Annotated in this window: 22 protein-coding genes; 15 read left to right on the top strand and 7 right to left on the bottom strand. The window is 62.6% G+C overall.

Annotated features, from left to right (window positions below):
* Window positions 1–10 precede the first annotated feature (10 nt).
* From ACSSVG_RS09320 to ACSSVG_RS09290, 7 genes are all read left to right on the top strand, one after another.
* Window positions 11–199, top strand: coding sequence for a hypothetical protein (locus tag ACSSVG_RS09320; protein WP_231339699.1), 189 nt, complete (start codon window positions 11–13; stop codon window positions 197–199).
* A 154-nt stretch (window positions 200–353) separates the two neighbouring features.
* Window positions 354–1355 (top strand): dihydroxyacetone kinase subunit DhaK, encoded by a 1002-nt coding sequence (gene dhaK, locus ACSSVG_RS09315; protein ID WP_231339698.1) that lies wholly within the window; start codon window positions 354–356, stop codon window positions 1353–1355.
* Between the two features lie 2 nt (window positions 1356–1357).
* Window positions 1358–2014, top strand: a complete 657-nt coding sequence (gene dhaL, locus ACSSVG_RS09310) for a dihydroxyacetone kinase subunit DhaL (protein ID WP_492418572.1) — start codon at window positions 1358–1360, stop codon at window positions 2012–2014.
* Window positions 2011–2688 carry a dihydroxyacetone kinase phosphoryl donor subunit DhaM gene (dhaM, locus tag ACSSVG_RS09305; protein WP_492418570.1) on the top strand — a complete coding sequence of 226 codons (678 nt, stop codon included), beginning with the start codon at window positions 2011–2013 and terminating at the stop codon, window positions 2686–2688. The genes dhaL and dhaM overlap by 4 nt, the downstream gene beginning before the upstream one ends.
* 89 nt (window positions 2689–2777) lie before the next feature.
* Window positions 2778–2954, top strand: coding sequence for a CsbD family protein (locus tag ACSSVG_RS09300; RefSeq protein ID WP_144653226.1), 177 nt, complete (start codon window positions 2778–2780; stop codon window positions 2952–2954).
* 92 nt (window positions 2955–3046) lie between these two features.
* Window positions 3047–3307: a DUF4235 domain-containing protein gene (locus ACSSVG_RS09295; RefSeq protein ID WP_024818999.1), complete on the top strand. Its 261-nt coding sequence runs from the start codon at window positions 3047–3049 to the stop codon at window positions 3305–3307.
* 3 nt (window positions 3308–3310) lie between these two features.
* A complete protein-coding gene (locus tag ACSSVG_RS09290) occupies window positions 3311–3670 on the top strand; it encodes a VOC family protein (protein WP_492418567.1) in 360 nt (119 codons plus the stop codon).
* A 33-nt stretch (window positions 3671–3703) separates the two neighbouring features.
* Here the strand turns inward: ACSSVG_RS09290 and ACSSVG_RS09285 are convergent, their stop codons facing one another.
* Window positions 3704–4216, bottom strand: a complete 513-nt coding sequence (locus ACSSVG_RS09285) for a VOC family protein (protein WP_492418565.1) — start codon at window positions 4214–4216, stop codon at window positions 3704–3706.
* A gap of 79 nt (window positions 4217–4295) precedes the next feature.
* Between ACSSVG_RS09285 and ACSSVG_RS09280 the strand changes: the two genes are divergently transcribed.
* Window positions 4296–5108: a helix-turn-helix transcriptional regulator gene (locus ACSSVG_RS09280; RefSeq protein WP_492418563.1), complete on the top strand. Its 813-nt coding sequence runs from the start codon at window positions 4296–4298 to the stop codon at window positions 5106–5108.
* A gap of 17 nt (window positions 5109–5125) precedes the next feature.
* Here ACSSVG_RS09280 and ACSSVG_RS09275 read toward each other — a convergent pair whose 3' ends face one another.
* The 5 genes from ACSSVG_RS09275 to ACSSVG_RS09255 form a co-directional block, all read right to left on the bottom strand.
* Window positions 5126–5611 (bottom strand): MepB family protein, encoded by a 486-nt coding sequence (locus tag ACSSVG_RS09275; protein ID WP_492418561.1) that lies wholly within the window; start codon window positions 5609–5611, stop codon window positions 5126–5128.
* 52 nt (window positions 5612–5663) lie between these two features.
* On the bottom strand, window positions 5664–6146 hold the full coding sequence (locus ACSSVG_RS09270; RefSeq protein ID WP_492418559.1) for a hypothetical protein: 483 nt from the start codon (window positions 6144–6146) through the stop codon (window positions 5664–5666).
* A gap of 123 nt (window positions 6147–6269) precedes the next feature.
* Window positions 6270–7220, bottom strand: coding sequence for an HhH-GPD family protein (locus ACSSVG_RS09265; protein ID WP_492418557.1), 951 nt, complete (start codon window positions 7218–7220; stop codon window positions 6270–6272).
* A 749-nt stretch (window positions 7221–7969) separates the two neighbouring features.
* A complete protein-coding gene (locus tag ACSSVG_RS09260; RefSeq protein ID WP_024819006.1) occupies window positions 7970–9130 on the bottom strand; it encodes an MFS transporter in 1161 nt (386 codons plus the stop codon).
* A gap of 38 nt (window positions 9131–9168) precedes the next feature.
* The gene (locus ACSSVG_RS09255) at window positions 9169–10011 is read right to left on the bottom strand and encodes a MurR/RpiR family transcriptional regulator (RefSeq protein WP_024819007.1); all 843 of its coding nucleotides are present in this window, start codon (window positions 10009–10011) and stop codon (window positions 9169–9171) included.
* 152 nt (window positions 10012–10163) lie between these two features.
* Between ACSSVG_RS09255 and ACSSVG_RS09250 the strand changes: the two genes are divergently transcribed.
* The 4 genes from ACSSVG_RS09250 to ACSSVG_RS09235 are packed head-to-tail and all read left to right on the top strand — an operon-like array spanning window position 10164 to window position 13928.
* Entirely contained in the window at window positions 10164–10757 is a 594-nt protein-coding gene (locus ACSSVG_RS09250; protein WP_492418555.1) for a tripartite tricarboxylate transporter TctB family protein, read from the top strand.
* 2 nt (window positions 10758–10759) lie between these two features.
* Window positions 10760–12283 carry a tripartite tricarboxylate transporter permease gene (locus ACSSVG_RS09245; protein ID WP_024819009.1) on the top strand — a complete coding sequence of 508 codons (1524 nt, stop codon included), beginning with the start codon at window positions 10760–10762 and terminating at the stop codon, window positions 12281–12283.
* The gene (locus tag ACSSVG_RS09240) at window positions 12280–13290 is read left to right on the top strand and encodes a Bug family tripartite tricarboxylate transporter substrate binding protein (protein WP_024819010.1); all 1011 of its coding nucleotides are present in this window, start codon (window positions 12280–12282) and stop codon (window positions 13288–13290) included. The genes ACSSVG_RS09245 and ACSSVG_RS09240 overlap by 4 nt, the downstream gene beginning before the upstream one ends.
* Before the next feature lie 2 nt (window positions 13291–13292).
* On the top strand, window positions 13293–13928 hold the full coding sequence (locus ACSSVG_RS09235; protein ID WP_492418553.1) for an RraA family protein: 636 nt from the start codon (window positions 13293–13295) through the stop codon (window positions 13926–13928).
* Window positions 13929–14063: 135 nt separating this feature from the next.
* Here the strand turns inward: ACSSVG_RS09235 and ACSSVG_RS09230 are convergent, their stop codons facing one another.
* Window positions 14064–14723: a GntR family transcriptional regulator gene (locus ACSSVG_RS09230; RefSeq protein WP_492418551.1), complete on the bottom strand. Its 660-nt coding sequence runs from the start codon at window positions 14721–14723 to the stop codon at window positions 14064–14066.
* A 232-nt stretch (window positions 14724–14955) separates the two neighbouring features.
* Here ACSSVG_RS09230 and ACSSVG_RS09225 point away from each other — a divergent pair, with 232 nt between their 5' ends.
* Genes ACSSVG_RS09225 through ligK form a run of 3 tightly spaced genes read left to right on the top strand, consistent with a single transcriptional unit; the run spans window position 14956 to window position 17793 of the window.
* On the top strand, window positions 14956–16068 hold the full coding sequence (locus ACSSVG_RS09225) for a 4-oxalomesaconate tautomerase (RefSeq protein WP_492418549.1): 1113 nt from the start codon (window positions 14956–14958) through the stop codon (window positions 16066–16068).
* Window positions 16065–17090, top strand: a complete 1026-nt coding sequence (locus ACSSVG_RS09220; RefSeq protein WP_492418547.1) for an amidohydrolase family protein — start codon at window positions 16065–16067, stop codon at window positions 17088–17090. The genes ACSSVG_RS09225 and ACSSVG_RS09220 overlap by 4 nt, the downstream gene beginning before the upstream one ends.
* A gap of 19 nt (window positions 17091–17109) precedes the next feature.
* Window positions 17110–17793: a 4-carboxy-4-hydroxy-2-oxoadipate aldolase/oxaloacetate decarboxylase gene (ligK, locus tag ACSSVG_RS09215; protein ID WP_024819015.1), complete on the top strand. Its 684-nt coding sequence runs from the start codon at window positions 17110–17112 to the stop codon at window positions 17791–17793.
* Window positions 17794–17801: the final 8 nt, after the last annotated feature.

Raw genomic sequence — 17801 nt, 5'->3', positions numbered from 1 at the left:
GGTGCGGACAATGAACAACCGCATTACGTTCCCCGACTTCTCCGCTTTTCAGATCGACATCCCGCATGGTTCATGGCCGCATGAGGCATCGTGGACGGGCGACCGCCATTCCGACCCCGACCTGTACTCGGCCTTTTGGTCCGAATTCCATGCGAGGCAGGAAACGGAGGCGGTGACCGCGCCACGGGCCGAGGAGTAGGACCGTGACCGGGAACTAGGAAGGACGGAAGGGGTGGCTCCTGGAAGCTGCCCCTTCCGCTATTTAAGCCCTGCGACCGCCTCAGGGCCTACCGTGGCCCGGGCCGCCGGTAGTAGGGTCAGAGCACCAGCCACAGCACGCCCAGGAGCATCCCATGAAAAAGCTCATCAATGATCCACGCGCAGTGGTGGACGAATCCGTCGAAGGCTTCGGCATGGCACATGCCGACATCGTGGACGTCCATCCCGAGCCCAAATACGTCATTCGCAAAGGTGCGCCGATAGCGGGCAAGGTCGCCTTGGTATCCGGTGGGGGCAGCGGTCACGAGCCGCTGCACGCAGGTTTCGTTGGGCTCGGAATGCTCGACGCCGCTGTCCCCGGCGCTGTTTTCACCTCGCCCACACCCGACCAGATCATTCCGGCGACCGTCGCGGTGGACTCAGGTGCCGGCGTCGTCCATATCGTGAAGAACTACACCGGCGACGTCCTGAACTTCGAAACCGCTGCCGAGATGGCGCAAGCCGAAGGGGTGCACGTGCGTTCGGTCCTGGTGAACGACGACGTCGCGGTGGAAGATTCGCTGTACACGGCGGGCAGGCGAGGGGTTGGCGGAACTGTCATGGTCGAGAAGATCGCCGGTGCCTCCGCCCAGCGTGGCGACGACCTTGATACGGTCACCGCCATTGCCGAGCGAGTGGTGGCAAACGTTCGGACCATGGGCGTCGCCCTGTCCGGATGCACGGTGCCGCACGCCGGGACGCCGAGCTTTGAGCTTGCGGACGACGAGATCGAGATTGGCATTGGCATTCACGGCGAACCGGGCCGGCACAAGATCGCGATGGAAAGCGCAGATGCCATCACGGACCGGCTGCTGGAGCCCGTCCTGGAGGACCTCGCCTTGGCCTCCGGGGAGAAGGTTCTGCTGTTCGTCAACGGCATGGGCGGAACACCACAAAGCGAGCTGTACATCGTCTACCGACGCGCAGCCCAGGTCCTCGCCGAACGCGGCGCCATCGTGGAGCGTTCCTTGGTGGGTAACTACGTGACGTCCTTGGAGATGCAGGGCTGCTCCGTATCCGTGCTCCGCCTCGACGACGAGCTCACCAGGCTGTGGGACGCCCCCGTCCACACCGCGGCGCTGCGGTGGGGAGCTTGAGCGTGGGCTTGAACGTTGATTGGGCACTCGACTGGTTGAAGCTCTCCGCCAAAGCCATGTCGGAGCACCGCGTGGAGCTGATTGAACTGGATCGGGCCATCGGCGACTCGGACCATGGCGAGAACATGGACCGCGGGTTCCAGGCCGTCCTCCAAAAACTCGATGAGACCCCGCCGGAGACACCTGGAGCGGCGCTCAAGGTCGCGGCGATGGCTCTTATGTCCAAGGTTGGCGGAGCGGCAGGACCGCTCTACGGCACGGCGTACTTGAGGGCAGCCACCTCGCTGGGGGAAGCCGCCGATATTGGTGCCGAGGCTTTGGCGGAGGCCCTTGCCGCCGCGCGCGATGGCGTAGTGGCCCGGGGCAAAGCCGAGCTTGGCGACAAGACCATGATCGATGCGTGGACGCCCGCAGTTGAAGCGGCCCGGAAAGCGGTGGCAGGAGGTGCCGACCCGGTAGGCGTGCTGGAAGCGGCCGCAGAAGCTGCGGAGACCGGCGCCATGGCGACGGATCCCCTGGTGGCACGCAAAGGCCGGGCCAGCTATCTGGGGGAGCGCAGTGCAGGTCATCGCGACCCTGGCGCTGCTTCGACGGCGCTGCTTCTTCGCGCTGCCGCCGCCGCGGCTGGTTCCAGCGATACAGGAACAGACGCCGTATGACCGTTGGGATTGTGGTGGTCTCGCACAGCAGCAAGATCGCCGAAGGCGCAGTGGAACTCGCCGCCCAGATGGCGCCCGACGTCGACCTCGTCGCCGCCGGGGGCACGGACGACGACCGGATCGGAACCAGCCTTGAGAAGGTGCTGGCCGCCGTCGAGCAGTCCCTGGTTGATTCCGGCGGCGACGGGGTGGTGGTGCTGACGGACCTGGGTTCCGCAGTGATGACGGCAGAGTCAGCCATGGAGTTCGCCAGTGAACCCGACTCCGTGCTGCTGGCCGATGCGCCCCTGGTGGAGGGACTCGTGGCCGCGGCCGTCGCAGCGCAGGGCGGTGCCGGCGTCGAGGATGTGCGAAAGGCGGCAGAGGCCGTGGGCTTCCGGGCCGCTGGGCCGACTGAGGTCGCTGATGCGGGCAAGCCTGACGCGAGCGGCGGGTTCGAGCTCATCAACCCCCTTGGCATGCACGCGCGGCCGGCCGCGAAGATCGCCGGTGGCCTGTCCGGACTGGATGCGGAGGTGACGGTCAACGGCGTCGACGGCATGTCCATCATGGCGCTCATGGCGCTCGCCGCGGGCAAGGGCTCCACTCTCAGGGTCGAAGCTCGTGGCAAGGACGCGGTGAAGGCTGTTGACTATGTTGGGCGGCTGGTGGCGGAAGGGTTCGGCGAGCTCTAGACGCGCCGATTTTCTGCCAAATATTGCTAAGTATGCTGATTAGTGGTGTTGTAGAGGTACAAGGTTCCTACTACGAAAGAGGTGCGACCATGGGTGCCGACGACAAGATGGAGAATGCCGGCGAGAAGCTTGGCGGCAAGGCCAAGGAAGCTGCAGGCAAGCTGACGGACGACAAGGGCCTCGAAGCAGAAGGCAAGGGCGACCAGGTCAAAGCAGACCTCAAGGGCGCCGGCGAGAAGCTGAAGGACGCGTTCAAGAAGGACTAGGAATGTGGACAGGGCCGCTGCGATTGCAGTGGCCCTGTCTTGTTGTGTGGGGCCTCGATACGGGGCCTGCTATCTGATGGAGGATCTTTTTCGTGAACATACTGGTAAAAGTGTTTGGCCTGGCAATTGGCCTCGGCGCCGGCGCGCTCGCAAACAAGACGCTGGAAGGCCTCTGGGAGAAGAAGACCGGCAAGCCTGCCCCCAAAGACAGCACGGACCTCAGTGACTCACTCCCGGGCGTGTTGGTCTTCGCGGTAGTTTCCGCAGGTGTCGGCGCCATAGTTCACGTCCTCACCCAGCGGGGCACCAAGAGCGCCCTGGCCCGTATGAAGAAGACTGCAGACGAGGTTTAACACATGGCTATAGCTAAATACCCGAGTGTCGTTATCGATTGTCCTGACGCTGCTGCCTTGGCCGCCTTCTACGGCGAGCTCTTCGGCTGGGAAGTAGAGGATAAAGGCGACTGGTTTGATATCCGGCCCGCCGACGGCAGCAACTGCATATCCTTCCAGCAAGTTGAGGTGTACCAAGCGCCCAAATGGCCGGGGCAGACCATCCCGCAGCAAATGCACCTGGACATGATCGTGGAGGATTTGGACAAGGGCGAGGAAGTTGCGCTTTCCCTTGGCGCGAGCAAAGCCGACCACCAGCCAGGCGAAACGTTCAGGGTGCTCCTTGACCCGGCCGGACATCCATTCTGCCTCTGCCTCACGTAGCGGAGGCCCGCAGGGCTTGGCCCCGCAGGGAATTCAGCCCTGCTGGGCGGCCCACTCATCAACGCGGCGGTTGCTCTCTTCTTCAGAAAGGTCCTCGACGCGCGTCATGATGGACCAGCGGACGCCGAACGGATCGCGAATGCTCGCATAACGGTCACCCGAAACAAACGTGGACAGCGGCTCGCGGATGGTGGCTCCGGCCTGCTCCGCCTTCTTGACCAGCCCGTCCGCGTCCTGGCAGTACAGGCCAAGGGAGTAGCAATCATCCTCGCCACTGGGCGGAGGAACCAGGTGGTATTCCGGATTGGGCTCGCCAAGTTGCAGATGGCCATTGCCGAAATCGAGTTCAGCATGGACCACAACCCCTCCCATCTCGGTCTCACCCACAACCCGGGCTCCGAACACCTCGCGATAGAACGCAATGGCCTCCCTGGCGTTGGGCACCGCGAGGAACGGTGTGAGGCTGGTCAGGCCGTTCGGGATGCCATGAGTGGTGTGTTCACCGTTGGCTGCTGTGAAGGACTCTGTGCTTGTAGTATCTGTCATGGTCATGACGCTACGGGGACCTTGCCCCGTAGCGCTTGGAGATTCGCGACAGCTTTAATCCTCAAGGGGAAAGGCTCCAATGGAAGGTTCGTTTAAGGGCATCCTCTATCCGGCGAGGCTGCCCACCTTCCACCGATTTCCCGCCCCCGCTTCCGTAGCCCAACTGGTGCAGTGGTTCTGGATTCCGGAGTGGAACATCGAGCCCGGGCGCTCATCACGTCAACACGTGATCGCGTACCCAACATCCAACCTGGTGGTGCAGGGCGATGCGGTGGAGTTCTCCGGCCCTACAACCCGGGCCGCTTACCGGGACCTGACGGGCCAGGGTTGGGCTGTGGGCGCACTGCTGCGCCCCGCCGCAGTGCCACTGTTCACCGACAATCCGGCAGCCCTCCGCGATCAGGAAGTGGTGTTGGATCTCGCGGACCTTCATGCGGCCGTGACGGCGGCCATGAATACGCCTTCCGGTGACATCACGCACGACGACGGCGCTCGCCGCGAGCGGGCAGTGGAAGCCTTCGCCGCGTGGCTGGTTTCCCTGGAATGTGTTGCTTCCGAGGAGGCCTTGCTGGCCAATCGCATGATGGACGTGATCGCGGCCGAGCCCGACATGTTCTTGATGGAGGACGTCGCGTCCCGTCTTGCAGTGTCGCCGAGAACCCTCCAGAGAATTGCCGGAAAGTACGTCGGCTTGAGTCCTTCTGCCCTCATACGGCGCCGGAGGCTGCAGGATGCCGCCGAGCTTGCCCGGTCCAACCCAACAGCGGACCTTGCCGCGATCGCCGTCGAACTTGGCTATGCAGACCATGCGCACCTGACCAACGATTTCCGCAAGTATCTGGGGTTCACGCCGAGTTCGTACCGACGGTCGATGGGTGAAAACCCGGGCTAGCCTGGAACCGGATCCGCTCAGTTCGCCGGTGCTTTAGGTGCCGTTGCTCCAGGAGAGAAATAGGCGCACTGCCATTGCTGGGTTCGGGTGGCCTGCCGGTTGCTCACCGCCGACCACGGTGGATACACCCGGAAGCCGCGCTTCCCACCAGCGCCGTTCACGGACACGATCCCGTGCTTGACCAGCACGGATGTTGGGAAGGCGAAATGCCCCGCCCTGGTTCCTTCGCGGACTGTAATCACCATCAGGTGGGTGCCGTCTTCGGCGGGGAAGGGTTCGGTGGAACCGTCCTGAGCACGCCGCCAAACAGCGACGAACAAGCCCACCTTCGTGGGGGTGAGCTTTCCCACCCGGAACCGGATCCGTTCTTGCCCGAGACTGGCGACAGCCGCACCGTACTCCCGATTGTCGGCCTCCGGCTCCGGTATTGAGGAGTACCCCGACGACGGACTGAGGGCCTGCAGTGCCTCGGCTACGTCTGGGTGGACATCGTGGTGGGGCACGCTCCCATCCTAAGTCGCTGCCGCTGCCGCTGCCGCTGCCGCTGCCGCAGCCCTACCGCTGCCGCAAACCCTCGCCGTCCAGCATCACGCCCGCGGAAATCACCCGTCCACACTGTTCGCCGTAAGGGTACTCGCCCTTGGGTGTGAACGTCACTGTGCGTACTGGCAGTGCGATACCAGCCGGGGAAGTTCCTGTCACGGTTGCCTCAAGGGGACTCTCACTGAGGGCTGGAAGCTCAAGGAAGCCCTGGAGAGTCCCATCCGGCGACGATGTTGCTGAGCACACGCCGTCCGGTGTGCAGCCTTGATCCACGGAGGTGGCCCCGGGGTTCAGCATCAGTTCCTTTTCAGTGCAGATGCCATCCTGGCATGTCTTCAACCGAAGCGAAGCAACGTCAGGAGCATAATCGGCGGCCACGGTCAGGGAAACGCCGGCCACGTGTCCGATCGCCGGACAACCCACGGGTTCGGCGAGGCAGCCCGGGAGAAGCGCCGCGGTCCCAACAATAGTTAAAGCCAGCCCGATTCTGCCCATGCTTCAGAGTAGGACTTCGGGCCGTCGGTGTCGCTGAAATGCCGCTGGGGCAGGGCAAAAGGGGGCTGCATCGTTACTACCCCCTGATGTCCGTTGCCCAACCGATACCGCACCTGGCAGAAGCTACGCCGGAAGCCGCAAACCGCCGTCGTGCATCTCTGCCAGGCCGTCCATCAGCAGACCTTCAAGGGCCCGCTCGAGTTGTTCTGGCGCGGAGTTAAGCCGGTGCAGTGCGGCGAGCGGGATTCCGACACCGGACGGAGCGAAGCCAAGATCGGCCGGCGCTCGCTCGAACATCTCGCGGGGCACCGGGGTTGCAGCTTCGCGGAGGACGGCCATCACAGCGCCGCGCACCTGGCGGTCCGTGCCGTGCCAGGACTGGCCCTTTGGGGTGTACGACGGCGGCGGCTCACCGGCCGCGAGCCATGCGCAACTTGAGCGAACCGGGCAGTCTGCGCACTTGGGACTGCGGGCGGTGCACACCATGGCGCCCAGTTCCATGACCGACGCATTCCAGCGCACGGACAACTCCTGGTCCTCGGGCAGGAGGGCGTCGGCCAACCGCATTTCGGCGGCGGTCAAAGCAGGAGCCGGGAGTGCGCTGCCGGAGATGAGCCGCGCGTGGACGCGCCGGATGTTGGTATCCACCACTGTTTCGCGCTGGCCGAAAGCAAAAGCTGCGACGGCGGCGGCTGTGTAGTTGCCGACGCCCGGCAACCTCAGGAGCTCGTCATAAGTGTCAGGAACCTTGCCGCCGTGCTGCTCACGGATTGCGACGGCGGCCGCGTGCAGCCGCAGGGCACGGCGTGGATAGCCGAGCCGGCCCCAATGGCGGACGGCTGCGCCCGATGGTTCATCGGCAAGGTGGGAGGGTGTGGGCCAGCGTTCCATCCAATCGAGCCACACCGGCAGCACCCGGACGACGGGTGTTTGCTGAAGCATCACTTCGCTGACCAGGATGCCCCACGGGCTGCAATCGGGCGCGCGCCACGGAAGGTCGCGGGCAGTCTCGGCGAACCACTGATCGAGGGTTTGGTGGAGGCCTGCCAGCGGGCCTGAATCGGGAAGTGTCATGCTGCCATCCACTGTAGTGGAATCCGGACGCATCGCCGTCCCTGGAGTGGCCGACGAGCGTACGGGGGGCAATCCTGCTGGGCTCGGCCGACGGTCGGACGCCGCTCTTGCACACCAGATCCTCACCGGCCTCCACGCCCGAACCGGGGCAGCACCGAACAACATCTACGCGAGCCGCCGTGGTGACCCGCCCAGTCGCTTAACTCCGATAAGCCCCCATATGTTCGATGCGGATCGGTCGAGTCAGGGTTAAATCCGAGACATACTCTGGCAATTGTCAGAAGAGCAGAATAGGGCGAAATTTCCGCTCGTGACCTTCTCAAATCCCACCCTGAAGCTCGGGCTTGTGACGACAGAGCCGGAGTTCGAAGTATGCCCATAGTTTTCATAGGCCGATTTCGCCACAGAGTGAGCATGGGTCATCGCGTCGATTCCCCCATGGGCGCGAAAGCTCCGTGTCATCCCGTACTGGAACTCAGAGATCACAAGTGACCTCAGCCAAGGTCTTGCTGTTCTCGTTGTCGCCCACAGCAATTCACTTCGAGCCATCGTGCGGCATCTGGAACATACTTCAGACTCTGATCTGATGCACCTGAACGTGACCATTGCCGCCCCGCTGGTCTATCGCTTCAATGAGAATCTCCTCCCGATTTCACACCGGGACCTAGCTCTTCCGCCGGTGAGGGCTAACTAAACATCGGCAGCCAGTTCCAGCACCTGGCCAACACGGAGTGTTGGGGCACGGGGCCTCACAGAGGATCTCCGCTGGATTCACTGAACCCGGCTTCGCCAGCGTCGGATCCTCCAACCACGGCGATGGCGCCGACCAGGAGGGCGGCGTTGGCCCAGAAGATTCCGAGCACACCCAAGGGCGCTGCGAAGGAGCCAACAGCCAGTGGCAGGGCGATCTGGGCCAGTCTGTTGACGGTCATGCGGAGCCCAAGGACCGCGCCGTGATTGGCAGTGGCTGTCAGGGATACTACCCAGGCCATGGTCAGGGGCTGTGGAATGCCGAGGCCAAGGCCGAGCCCCACCATGACAGCAATGGCACCCCAAGGTCCTACAAAGGGAAGTGCGGCCAGGGAGGCGACGGCAGCCGCCATAGAGATGACCAGAATGGCCTTGCGGCCAAAGCGATGAATGAGCCGTGAAAGACCAAGCCGGCTAAGAACCGATACTGCAGCGCGCAGCGCCAGCAAGAGACCCACGGCGGCGGCACTGACGTTCTGCTCGGTGGCCCAGACCGGGACAAAGGCATACATGAGGTCAACGGTCACCAGCACGGCGCCGCTGACGACAAGTGAACGCCAGAGTCCCGGGGATTTGAGGACATGGGTGACTTTGATGGGCCCTGCAACGGAGCGCCTCCCTTCACGGAGACGCGCGTCCGTTCGGCGGAGAAAGAAATATGCGGGAGTCGCCAGGGTGCTGAAGCACAGGCAGACCACCAGGCCCAGGCTGGTGTCTGGCTGGGCTCCTTGCGCGACACCCAGTGAGGCGATGATGGTCACTGCGGGCGGTCCGATGAGCTGGCCAATTGAGGCCGCCGCTGTGAGGGTCCCGAAGGCGCTGTCAGAAGAGCCGCCTTTACTGATATGGGCGACAAAAGCCTGCTGGCCCACCATGACCATGAGGTGCCCCAAGCCAATGACGGCACTGGCGATCAGCAGGACCGGAAGGCCGCGGAGGGTCAGCATGGTGAGCGTTCCGGCGGCTGCAGTCAGCAGCCCGGTGAACGCCACGGCAGTGCCGCCAAATTTGTCTGCTGTCCGTCCAGCCGTGAGTGCCAGCAGCAGTGCCGGGAGCGCAAAGCTGGAGGCTAATAGTCCCAAGAAGGCGGGGTCGGCGCCTTCTGCCAGCGCCCGGTATCCGATGATCAGCCGGATGCCCACCCATGAGGCCTGGGCCATGATCGTCTGGGAGCTGAGGGCTAAGCGCCACCTGTCATTCACGCCCGGAGGGGAATCTCATCTGCGCCACCGAGCAGTCTGGTGAGGTCCTCGATCGCATCGCGTGCCGCCCGATACCGCGCTGGGTCCAGGTGGAAAATGGCGAGCTGCAAGGAATAGGCGAGCATAATTGGAACGAGCTGAGTGCGGTATTCTCCATCGTCACCCCGCCTGGCCGTGATGAGGTGATCGGGGCTGGGCCGGAAGCGGTAGCCGGGAACGTCCGAAAGCAGGATGGTCTTCCCGCCCCTTCGGGCAGCTTCGGAGACCAGTGCGGCGAGTTGGCTTGGCGCCTCACGCAGGGCCAGCCCGATCAGGGTGCTGTTGCTGTCAAAGCTGGCAAAACGTTCGGCCATGTCTTTGGGGGTCGTGCCCAGCGAAACAGTAGTCAGGCCCAGCCTCCGCAAGCGTCGGGCCAGAAGGTCCCGCGTTGGCTTGTCATCTTCGCGGGAGAACAAGTAGATCGTCTGCGATTCATGCAATGTCCTAGCGGCAGCATCCAGTACTTCTTGGGGGACGAAGTGGGGAAGACGCTTCAGGGCCAGGATTTCGTCAGCGACGAAAGCGGAGAGGTCGTAGCCCGAGTCACCCCGCATGACGCCGCCGTGGTGTTCGGTGATCTCCGTTTCGTCCTTGCGGAGATCGTTCCGCAGGTCGGGATAGCCGCGGTATCCGAGCTTCTTTGCGAGGCGAACCACCGTGGACTCGTGAGTTTTGGCCCGCTCGGCTACTTCCGCGGCCGGTATGCCGGACATGGTGCCTGACATGAGCACGTTCATGACGCGTTCTTCCGAGGCGCTGAGGCGGACGGTGCTGCTGGCAACTACTGCTTTGAAACTCAAGATGGCTCTCCTTTGAGGCCCAGCGGAAATTCCTGTGATGCTTGACACTCTCTCATGAACCTGCAATCCTGTGCAAGGTTGCAAGTTCGTCATGATGGCGAATGCTGCATCACTATTTTCTCCACTTTGCCGCAGAGAGGCGGACAACGAAGATGCAAACCCTCCAAGCACCCGTTGCGCTTGAATGGACGGTCGCTGCGGCGGCTGTCGCAGGCGGGCTGACCATGGCTGTGGTCGGCGCAGGGTATGGAATGACTAACACCTCCGGCGTTGGCGCCGGATTCTTTCCCACTGTCGCTGGATCGCTCATGGCGTTGGCAGGTGTTCTGTGGGCGGGGCAGCTATTGGCAGCCCGTCGGACCATCGCAGTAGTTCCTGCAGGCGATACCCAGGAGTCCGTACCACCCCACCACGATTCTGAATCCGCTTTAGTAGCACTGCTGGATGACGACAACAGCGACGAACCTGACGCCGGCGACTTCCCGGACCGCCAGGGCTGGATCCGTGTAGGGATCATCACCGCATCACTTTTGGGAGCAGCGCTCCTCCTGCCCCTCTTGGGCTACACGGTGGTGATGACGCTGATGCTCGGGACCATCCTCTTCTTCGTCAGTATACGCAAGCTCTGGCTCGCCGCTGTTGTCGCACTTGGCGCCGCATTGGCATCCCGTCTGGTCTTCGAGGTGTGGCTCGGAACGGCACTGCCCACCGCCAGCATCGAATTCCTCGCAGGGTTGGGACTCTAGCCATGGGATTCGATCAGCTTCTGGGTGGACTCGCCACCGTCTTCACTCCTGAACACCTTCTCTTTGCCCTTCTGGGGTGCGTCCTCGGCATGCTGGTGGGTGTCCTGCCGGGCTTCGGCCCGGCGGCCGCCGTGTCACTGCTGATACCGGTAACTTTTGGACTGGATGCCACTTCGGCGATCATCATGCTGGCCGCCATCCTTTACGGTGCAGCTTACGGCGGAACCACGACGGCGGTCCTGCTGCGGATCCCTGGCGAAGCCTCCTCCATCGCGACTACTTTGGACGGCTACCAGATGGCCAAGAAGGGGCGCGGCGGCCCGGCTCTGGTCATCGCAGCGCTGGCATCGTTCGTCGGCGGCCTCATCGGCGTGGTGGGATTCGTCGTCGTCGCACCGTTCAGCCGTCTGGCTCTCGAGTTCGGAGCTCCGGAACTGTTCCTCGTTTCCCTTCTGGGCTTCGCCCTGATCACCAGCTTTGCCGGCAACAATCCTGCCAAGGCTTTGCTCAGTGCGGCCGCGGGACTGGCGATCGCGACGGTGGGTGTTGACTCCGGTGTAGGGATCGCACGCTTCACCTTCGATATGCCTGAGCTGTTTGACGGCCTGGGCCTGGTAGCTGTGGTGATGGGTGTCTTCGGCCTCAGCGAAGTCCTCGGACAAGCGCAGAAGGGGCCGTTGGGTGTCCCCAGCCCCCTCAAGGTTGCCAGGCTGCTGCCCACGCGGACGGACCTCCAGCGTTCGGCCCTCCCGTCCATCCGAGGATCCATCATCGGATTCTTCATGGGACTTCTCCCCGGGTCCCCGGGCGCCGCGACGTCCCTGGCCTCCTACGCTGCCGAGAAGAAGCTTTCCAAGCACCGGTCCGAGTTCGGCAAGGGTGCCGTGGAAGGTATCGCGGGTCCGGAATCGGCGAACAATGCCCTGGCCGTGTCCTCCATGATTCCGCTGTTCACCCTCGGGATCCCCACATCGGCAACGGTGGCCATCATGGCCGGAGCGTTCACCATGAACGGGCTGATCCCAGGGCCGCTGTTATTCCGGGACAACCCGGACGTGGCATGGGCGATCATCGCCAGCCTCATCGTGGGCAACCTCATCCTGCTGGTGCTCAACGTCCCGCTGGCCCGGGTTTGGATCGCAGTATTGAAAGTCCCGTTCCACTACCTGATGGCAGCAATCCTCGCCTTCATGTTCCTGGGCACCTACTCCATCAACGGCAGCGCCTTCGACATCCTCATCATGCTGGCCGCCGGTGTCCTGGGATACATCTTCCAGCTGACCAAGGTTCCGCTCACCCCGCTGGTCCTGGGCCTGATCCTTGGACCGCTGCTCGAAGAAAACTTCCAGCGGTCCCTGGCACTGTCGCAGGGCGACTATAGCGTCTTCCTCCAGGGTCCCATCAGCCTGGTCCTCATCGGCGTCATAGCCATCGCCATCCTGTTCGGCGCCGTCCGTCCACTCATCGCATCACTGCTGAAGAAGAAATCAACCACCCCCATCGCACCAAAGGAGCTTGCGAAATGAAGAAGGCCACAACACTGATCACCACGGCCGTCGCCGCATCCATGGCCCTGGCGCTCTCTGCCTGTGGCGGCCAGGCCGGCAGCACCACGAGCGCAGCAGCCGTCGACTTCCCCAAATCGGGGACCACCATCGAATGGATCGTCCCGTCCGCGGCAGGAGCGGGCAATGACATCCTTGCCCGCATCGTGGCACCGGCAATGCAGGAAGACCTTGGAGCCAACATCAAAGTGGTCAACAAGGAAGGCGGAAGCCAAGTCGTCGGACTGAACTATGCAGCCCAGGCAAAACCCGACGGCCAAACTTTCGTCAACACCAACATTCCCTCCATACTCGGACGCTACCTGGACCCCAGCAAGAAAGCCGCATTCGACCGGAGCAGTTTCACCCCCATTGGCTCTTTCGCCACAAACTCCGTAGTGATCGGCGTCAACAAGGACAGCAAGTACAAGTCCATCAAGGAACTGTTCGACGCCGTGAAGGCAGCACCGGGAAAGATCACCGTGGGCACGGACTCGCGCGCCGGTGACGATCACATCAACCTGCGCTTGTTGGAGGACCAGTTGGGACTGGACTTCAACATCGTTCATTACAACAGCGGGGCCGATAAGGTAGCCGCCATCGTCTCCGGCGAAGTCGACTTCGCCCTTGGAGGAGTCTCCAGCTTCTTCGGCCAGTACAAATCAGGCGACATCAAGCTCCTTACCGTCATCGAAGACACGCCGAGCTCGTTTGTGCCGGATGTGCCCACCCTGAAGAGCGCCGGCTACGACGTCAAACCCATGTCCAGCACGTTCTCGCTATCGGTCCCGTCCAAGACTCCCAAGGAGATTGTCGCCAAGCTCGAAGCTTCCCTGAAGAAGGCCGCCGAGACCCCTGCGGTTCAGGAAAAGCTGAAGGGCGCAGCTACACAGCCTGCCTGGGTCTCCGCGGCGGACGTCAGCAAGCTCTGGGAGCAGCGCGAAGCCGAGATCAAGCCCATCATCGCCGAACTCCTTCAGCAGAAGTGACCGTGGACTCCATCAGAAAGGCCGGCGAACCCATGCAGCCGACACACCACTCCCTGACTACAGCAGACCTCGTACGGCGACTTGGAGCCATTCCGGCGGCCAACATCGGAGATGCCCAGGAAAGGATCGGGGTAGCCTCCGGACTGTCGCCCATATGGACCGGGGCCAAGCTCGCGGGCCCGGCCTACACGGTTTGGACCCGGCAGGGAGACAACCTGTTCATCCACAAGGCCCTCGAAGAGGCACAGCCCGGCCATGTAATCGTGGTCAACGGCGGCGGCGACCAATCACGGGCCCTCATCGGAGACATGATTGGCATCCGGGCGCGGAACCAAGGCATTGCAGGGTTTGTCATCGACGGAGCCGTCCGGGACGCTGACGCGCTGGCCGACTGTGGCCTCCCGGTGTTCGCCCGTTCCGTGACACCGGCGGGGCCGTACAAGTTCGGCCCCGGCCGACTGCAAGTGCCGGTGGCAATCGACGGCGTTGTAGTGGCGCCTGGGGACATCGTTGTGGGGGACGCTGACGGGATCGTTGTGGTCAGGCGCGAGGAAGCAGAGCACGTCCTCGCCGAAGCAGAAAAGATCGAGGCCAGGGAAGTCGCGAAGAGAGTCTCTTACGAGGCGCCTGTGGCGTAGGTTTTGATCACTACCTAATAACTGAAGATACCGGAGCCCTGGCCACTATGAATGGCCGGGGCTTCGGTGCGTGTCGTGGGTAACCAACGACGGCAGGGCTCTCATGAGGAAGTCATGTGGAAAAGGTCAGCCGTTCTATGGCCTTGAATCTCGAATTGCTTGCGCAACGCTCTCAAGATGCAGCCTCATGGCTTCTGCAGCCCCCTGGGGATCCTGGCGGCAAACAGCGTCGATGATGGCAAGATGTTGTGGCAAGGACACGCTGGGGCGACCTGGCTGCCGGGCAAGCTGGAATTGGTATCTGACAGCCTGTCCTCTGAGTCGCCGAATCGTGGCAGCCGCTGTTTCCTGTGCGCTGATCTCAATGATTTTGGCGTGCAGTCTCTTGTTGCAGGCCGAGTACGCCTCCCGGTCATTGCGGGCGACCGTGTCCTCCATCTCGCGGGCCAGAGTCCTGAGTCCTTCAGCCTCAATGTCGCTGATCTTCTCCGCGGCTTTTCGTGCGCAAAGTGCTTCCAACGCTCCGCGAACTTCCGTGATTTCTATGGCCTCCTCCATGGAAACCGCCCTGACGCGGGCACCGCGGTTTTGGACCCGCTCTACCAGTCCCTCAACGCTGAGCTCCGTCAGAGCCACGCGCACGTTTCCTCGGCTCGCACCGTAATCGACAGCCAAATCGGCTTCCACGAGCCTCTGTCTTGGAACAAGCTCACCGCTCACGATGGCTCTCCTCAAGATTTCCACCAGTTGCTGAGCCGAAAGCGACGGCCCTTTCGAGTCGGTCACCGTCGTCATGATGCACCCTCCTTCGCGCCTGACTCCAGTGTAAACAATTCCGTCACAGAGATGAGCCGCTTGAAAGCAAGAAAAATAGTTAGAGGGATTGCTAACAATTTTGCCAACGACTATTGTGTGTACTGCATCACCATCTACGAAAGGGAACGCTGTGGTTCCGACAGTCATCCGAGAGGCACTGGAAGCTGGCCCCCGCCAAGCCGGCAGTCAGTTTGCGGTCCCGTGTTGGGTTATGCGCGGAGGAACGTCGAAAGGGCCGTTCTTCCGCGCTGACGATCTACCCGCCGACGTGGACGCCCGAAACGCCATTCTTCTGGCAGCAATGGGTTCACCGGACCAGCGGCAGATCGACGGTTTGGGCGGGGCTCATCCTTTGACGAGCAAGGCTGGGATTGTCGCAGTGAGCCACCAGGACGGTGTGGACCTTGAATTTCTGTTCGCGCAGCTGCAGCCCGGGAGTAGCACGGTGGACACCTCTGCCAACTGCGGAAACATGCTGGCAGCTGTGGTTCCTTTCGCTATCGAAGCCGGGCTGCTGGTCCCCGTCGAGGACACGACAACCGCGCGGGTTCTCACACTGAACACAGGGGTCATTTCTGAGATTTCCATTTCGACGCCGTCCAGTGGGGAAGGCCGCTATGTCGAGTATGGCGGGGATACGAGGATCGATGGCGTCCCCGGAACCTCGGCTGCGGTAGTCATCAACTTCCTCGATACAGCCGGCTCGGTGTGCGCATCATTGCTTCCCACCGGAAACCTGCGGGACACGGTGGAGATCGAGGGTTTCGGTTCAGTGGACGTCACCTGCATCGACAACGGGCAGCCGCTGGTGATCATCGACGCAATCGTGCTGGAGCGCACGGGCCGGGAACCCGTCGTCGAACTTGACGCTGATACGGCGCTCAAAGAGCGGTTGGAAGCGCTCCGCCTGGACTGCGGGAAACTCATGGGACTCGGCGACGTGAGCGGCAAGAACTATCCCAAGATGACGCTCGTATCTGCACCGGCGAGCGGCGGCGCGATCGGAACCCGCAGCTTTATCCCCCATGCCTGCCATGAGTCGATCGGGGTACTGGCCGCCGTGACGGTGGCGACCGCTGCAGTGCTGCCCGGAACTGTGGCGCATGCTGTGGCGGCTCTGCCCGCCGGTGCGAAGCCGGCTGTTTCGGTCGAACACCCCAGCGGCGAATTCACGGTCCAACTGGAGCTTGACCCGGCCGATCCCACGCGCGTGACGAAGTCTGCGCTGCTAAGGACAGCACGCTTGATCATGGCCGGCGACGTCATGGTTCCTTCACGTCTCTGGCACTCGCCAACTGAATCGCCCAAGGAGCACCAACAATGATTATCGACATCCACGGCCACTACACCACGGCCCCTCCCGCTCTCGGACAGTGGCGCGACCGCCAGATAGCCGGATTGAGCGACCCGGCTTTGGCACCGCGTCCCTCGGAGCTGAAGATTTCCGACGCCGAGCTGCAGGAAAGCATCGAGCGGAACCAATTGCGGCTCATGGATGAGCGTGGGATAGACCTGACGGTCTTCTCGCCCCGGGCGTCCTTCATGGCGCATCATGTTGGATCCTTCGAAACGTCCGCTGAGTGGGCGGCCATCTGCAATGAACTTTGTTACCGTGTCAGCCAGCTGTACCCGGAGCGCTTCGTACCGGCAGCGATGCTTCCGCAGTCGCCGGGCGTCGATCCGGCGAGTTGCATTCCGGAATTGACCCGCTGCGTCGAGGAATACGGTGCTGTGGCCCTGAACCTGAACCCCGACCCGTCCGGCGGCCACTGGACTGCACCTCCGTTGACGGATCGATACTGGTACCCCATTTACGAAAAGATGGTGGAATACGACATCCCTGGCATGGTCCACGTCAGTACCAGCATCAACCCGGCTTTCCACACCACCGGCGCCCACTATCTGAATGCCGACACCACGGCATTCATGCAGCTGATCCAGGGCGATCTTTTCGCCGACTTCCCCACTCTGAAACTAGTGATTCCCCACGGCGGGGGAGCTGTTCCCTACCATTGGGGACGCTTCCGTGGGCTGGCCATTGCGATAGGGAAGCCCTCACTGGAAGAGCATCTGCTGGGCAATGTCTTCTTCGATACCTGCGTCTATCACCAGCCAGGCATCGATCTCCTGTTGGACGTCGTCCCCACCCGCAACGTCTTATTCGCGTCCGAAATGATCGGCGCCGTCCGCGACGTCGACCCCTGCACGGGCCACAACTTCGATGACACTGCCCGGTACCTCGACGCAGCCGGACTCACCGATCCCGATCTCGCAGTTATTCAGGAACACAACGCCCGTACCGTCTACCCCCGCCTCAACGCACTGCTCAAACAGCAGGGCCGCTAGCTACAAGGAGCTCAGAACCATGCAGGAACTAGGAGTAGTCCACCGCAATGTCACCCGCGCCGCGGACGTTGATGTTAAAGCCCTCTCGGAATTCGGTGTCAGCACCATTCACGAGGCCATGGGCCGGTTGGGGCTTATGCGCCCCTATATCAGGCCCGTGTTTCCAGGCGCCAAACTGTGCGGCACCGCCGTTACAGTGCTGCTGCAACCTGGTGACAACTGGATGATGCACGTAGCCGCCGAGCAGATCCAGGCCGGCGACGTTCTGGTAGCGGCCTGCACCACAGAAAGCGATGACGGCTTCTTCGGCGATCTGCTGGCCACTTCCCTCCAATCCCGGGGTGCTGCCGGTTTGGTGATCGACGGCGGCTGCCGGGACATCGCCACACTGCAGGAAATGAACTTCCCCGTCTTCAGCCGCGCCATCAACTCCAAGGGCACCGTCAAAGCGACACTGGGTTCAGTCAATATTCCCGTGGTGTGCGCCAACGCCCTGGTCACCCCAGGCGACGTTGTGGTTGCAGACGTCGACGGCGTCGTGGTGGTCCCGGCTGACCGTGCTGCAGAAGTCGCTGAAGCAGCCCGCAAACGGGAAGACAATGAAGAGAGCAAGCGTCAGCGCTTTGCCGCCGGAGAACTGGGCCTTGATATCTATTCGATGCGCGGACCGTTGGCCGATGCGGGGCTGCGTTATGTCGACTAATACAGGAA

Source organism: Paenarthrobacter sp. E2MeOHC11 (genome assembly GCF_058744955.1).
Note: the sequence above shows the minus strand (reverse complement) of the source record. Positions and strands in the feature narration are given on the sequence as shown.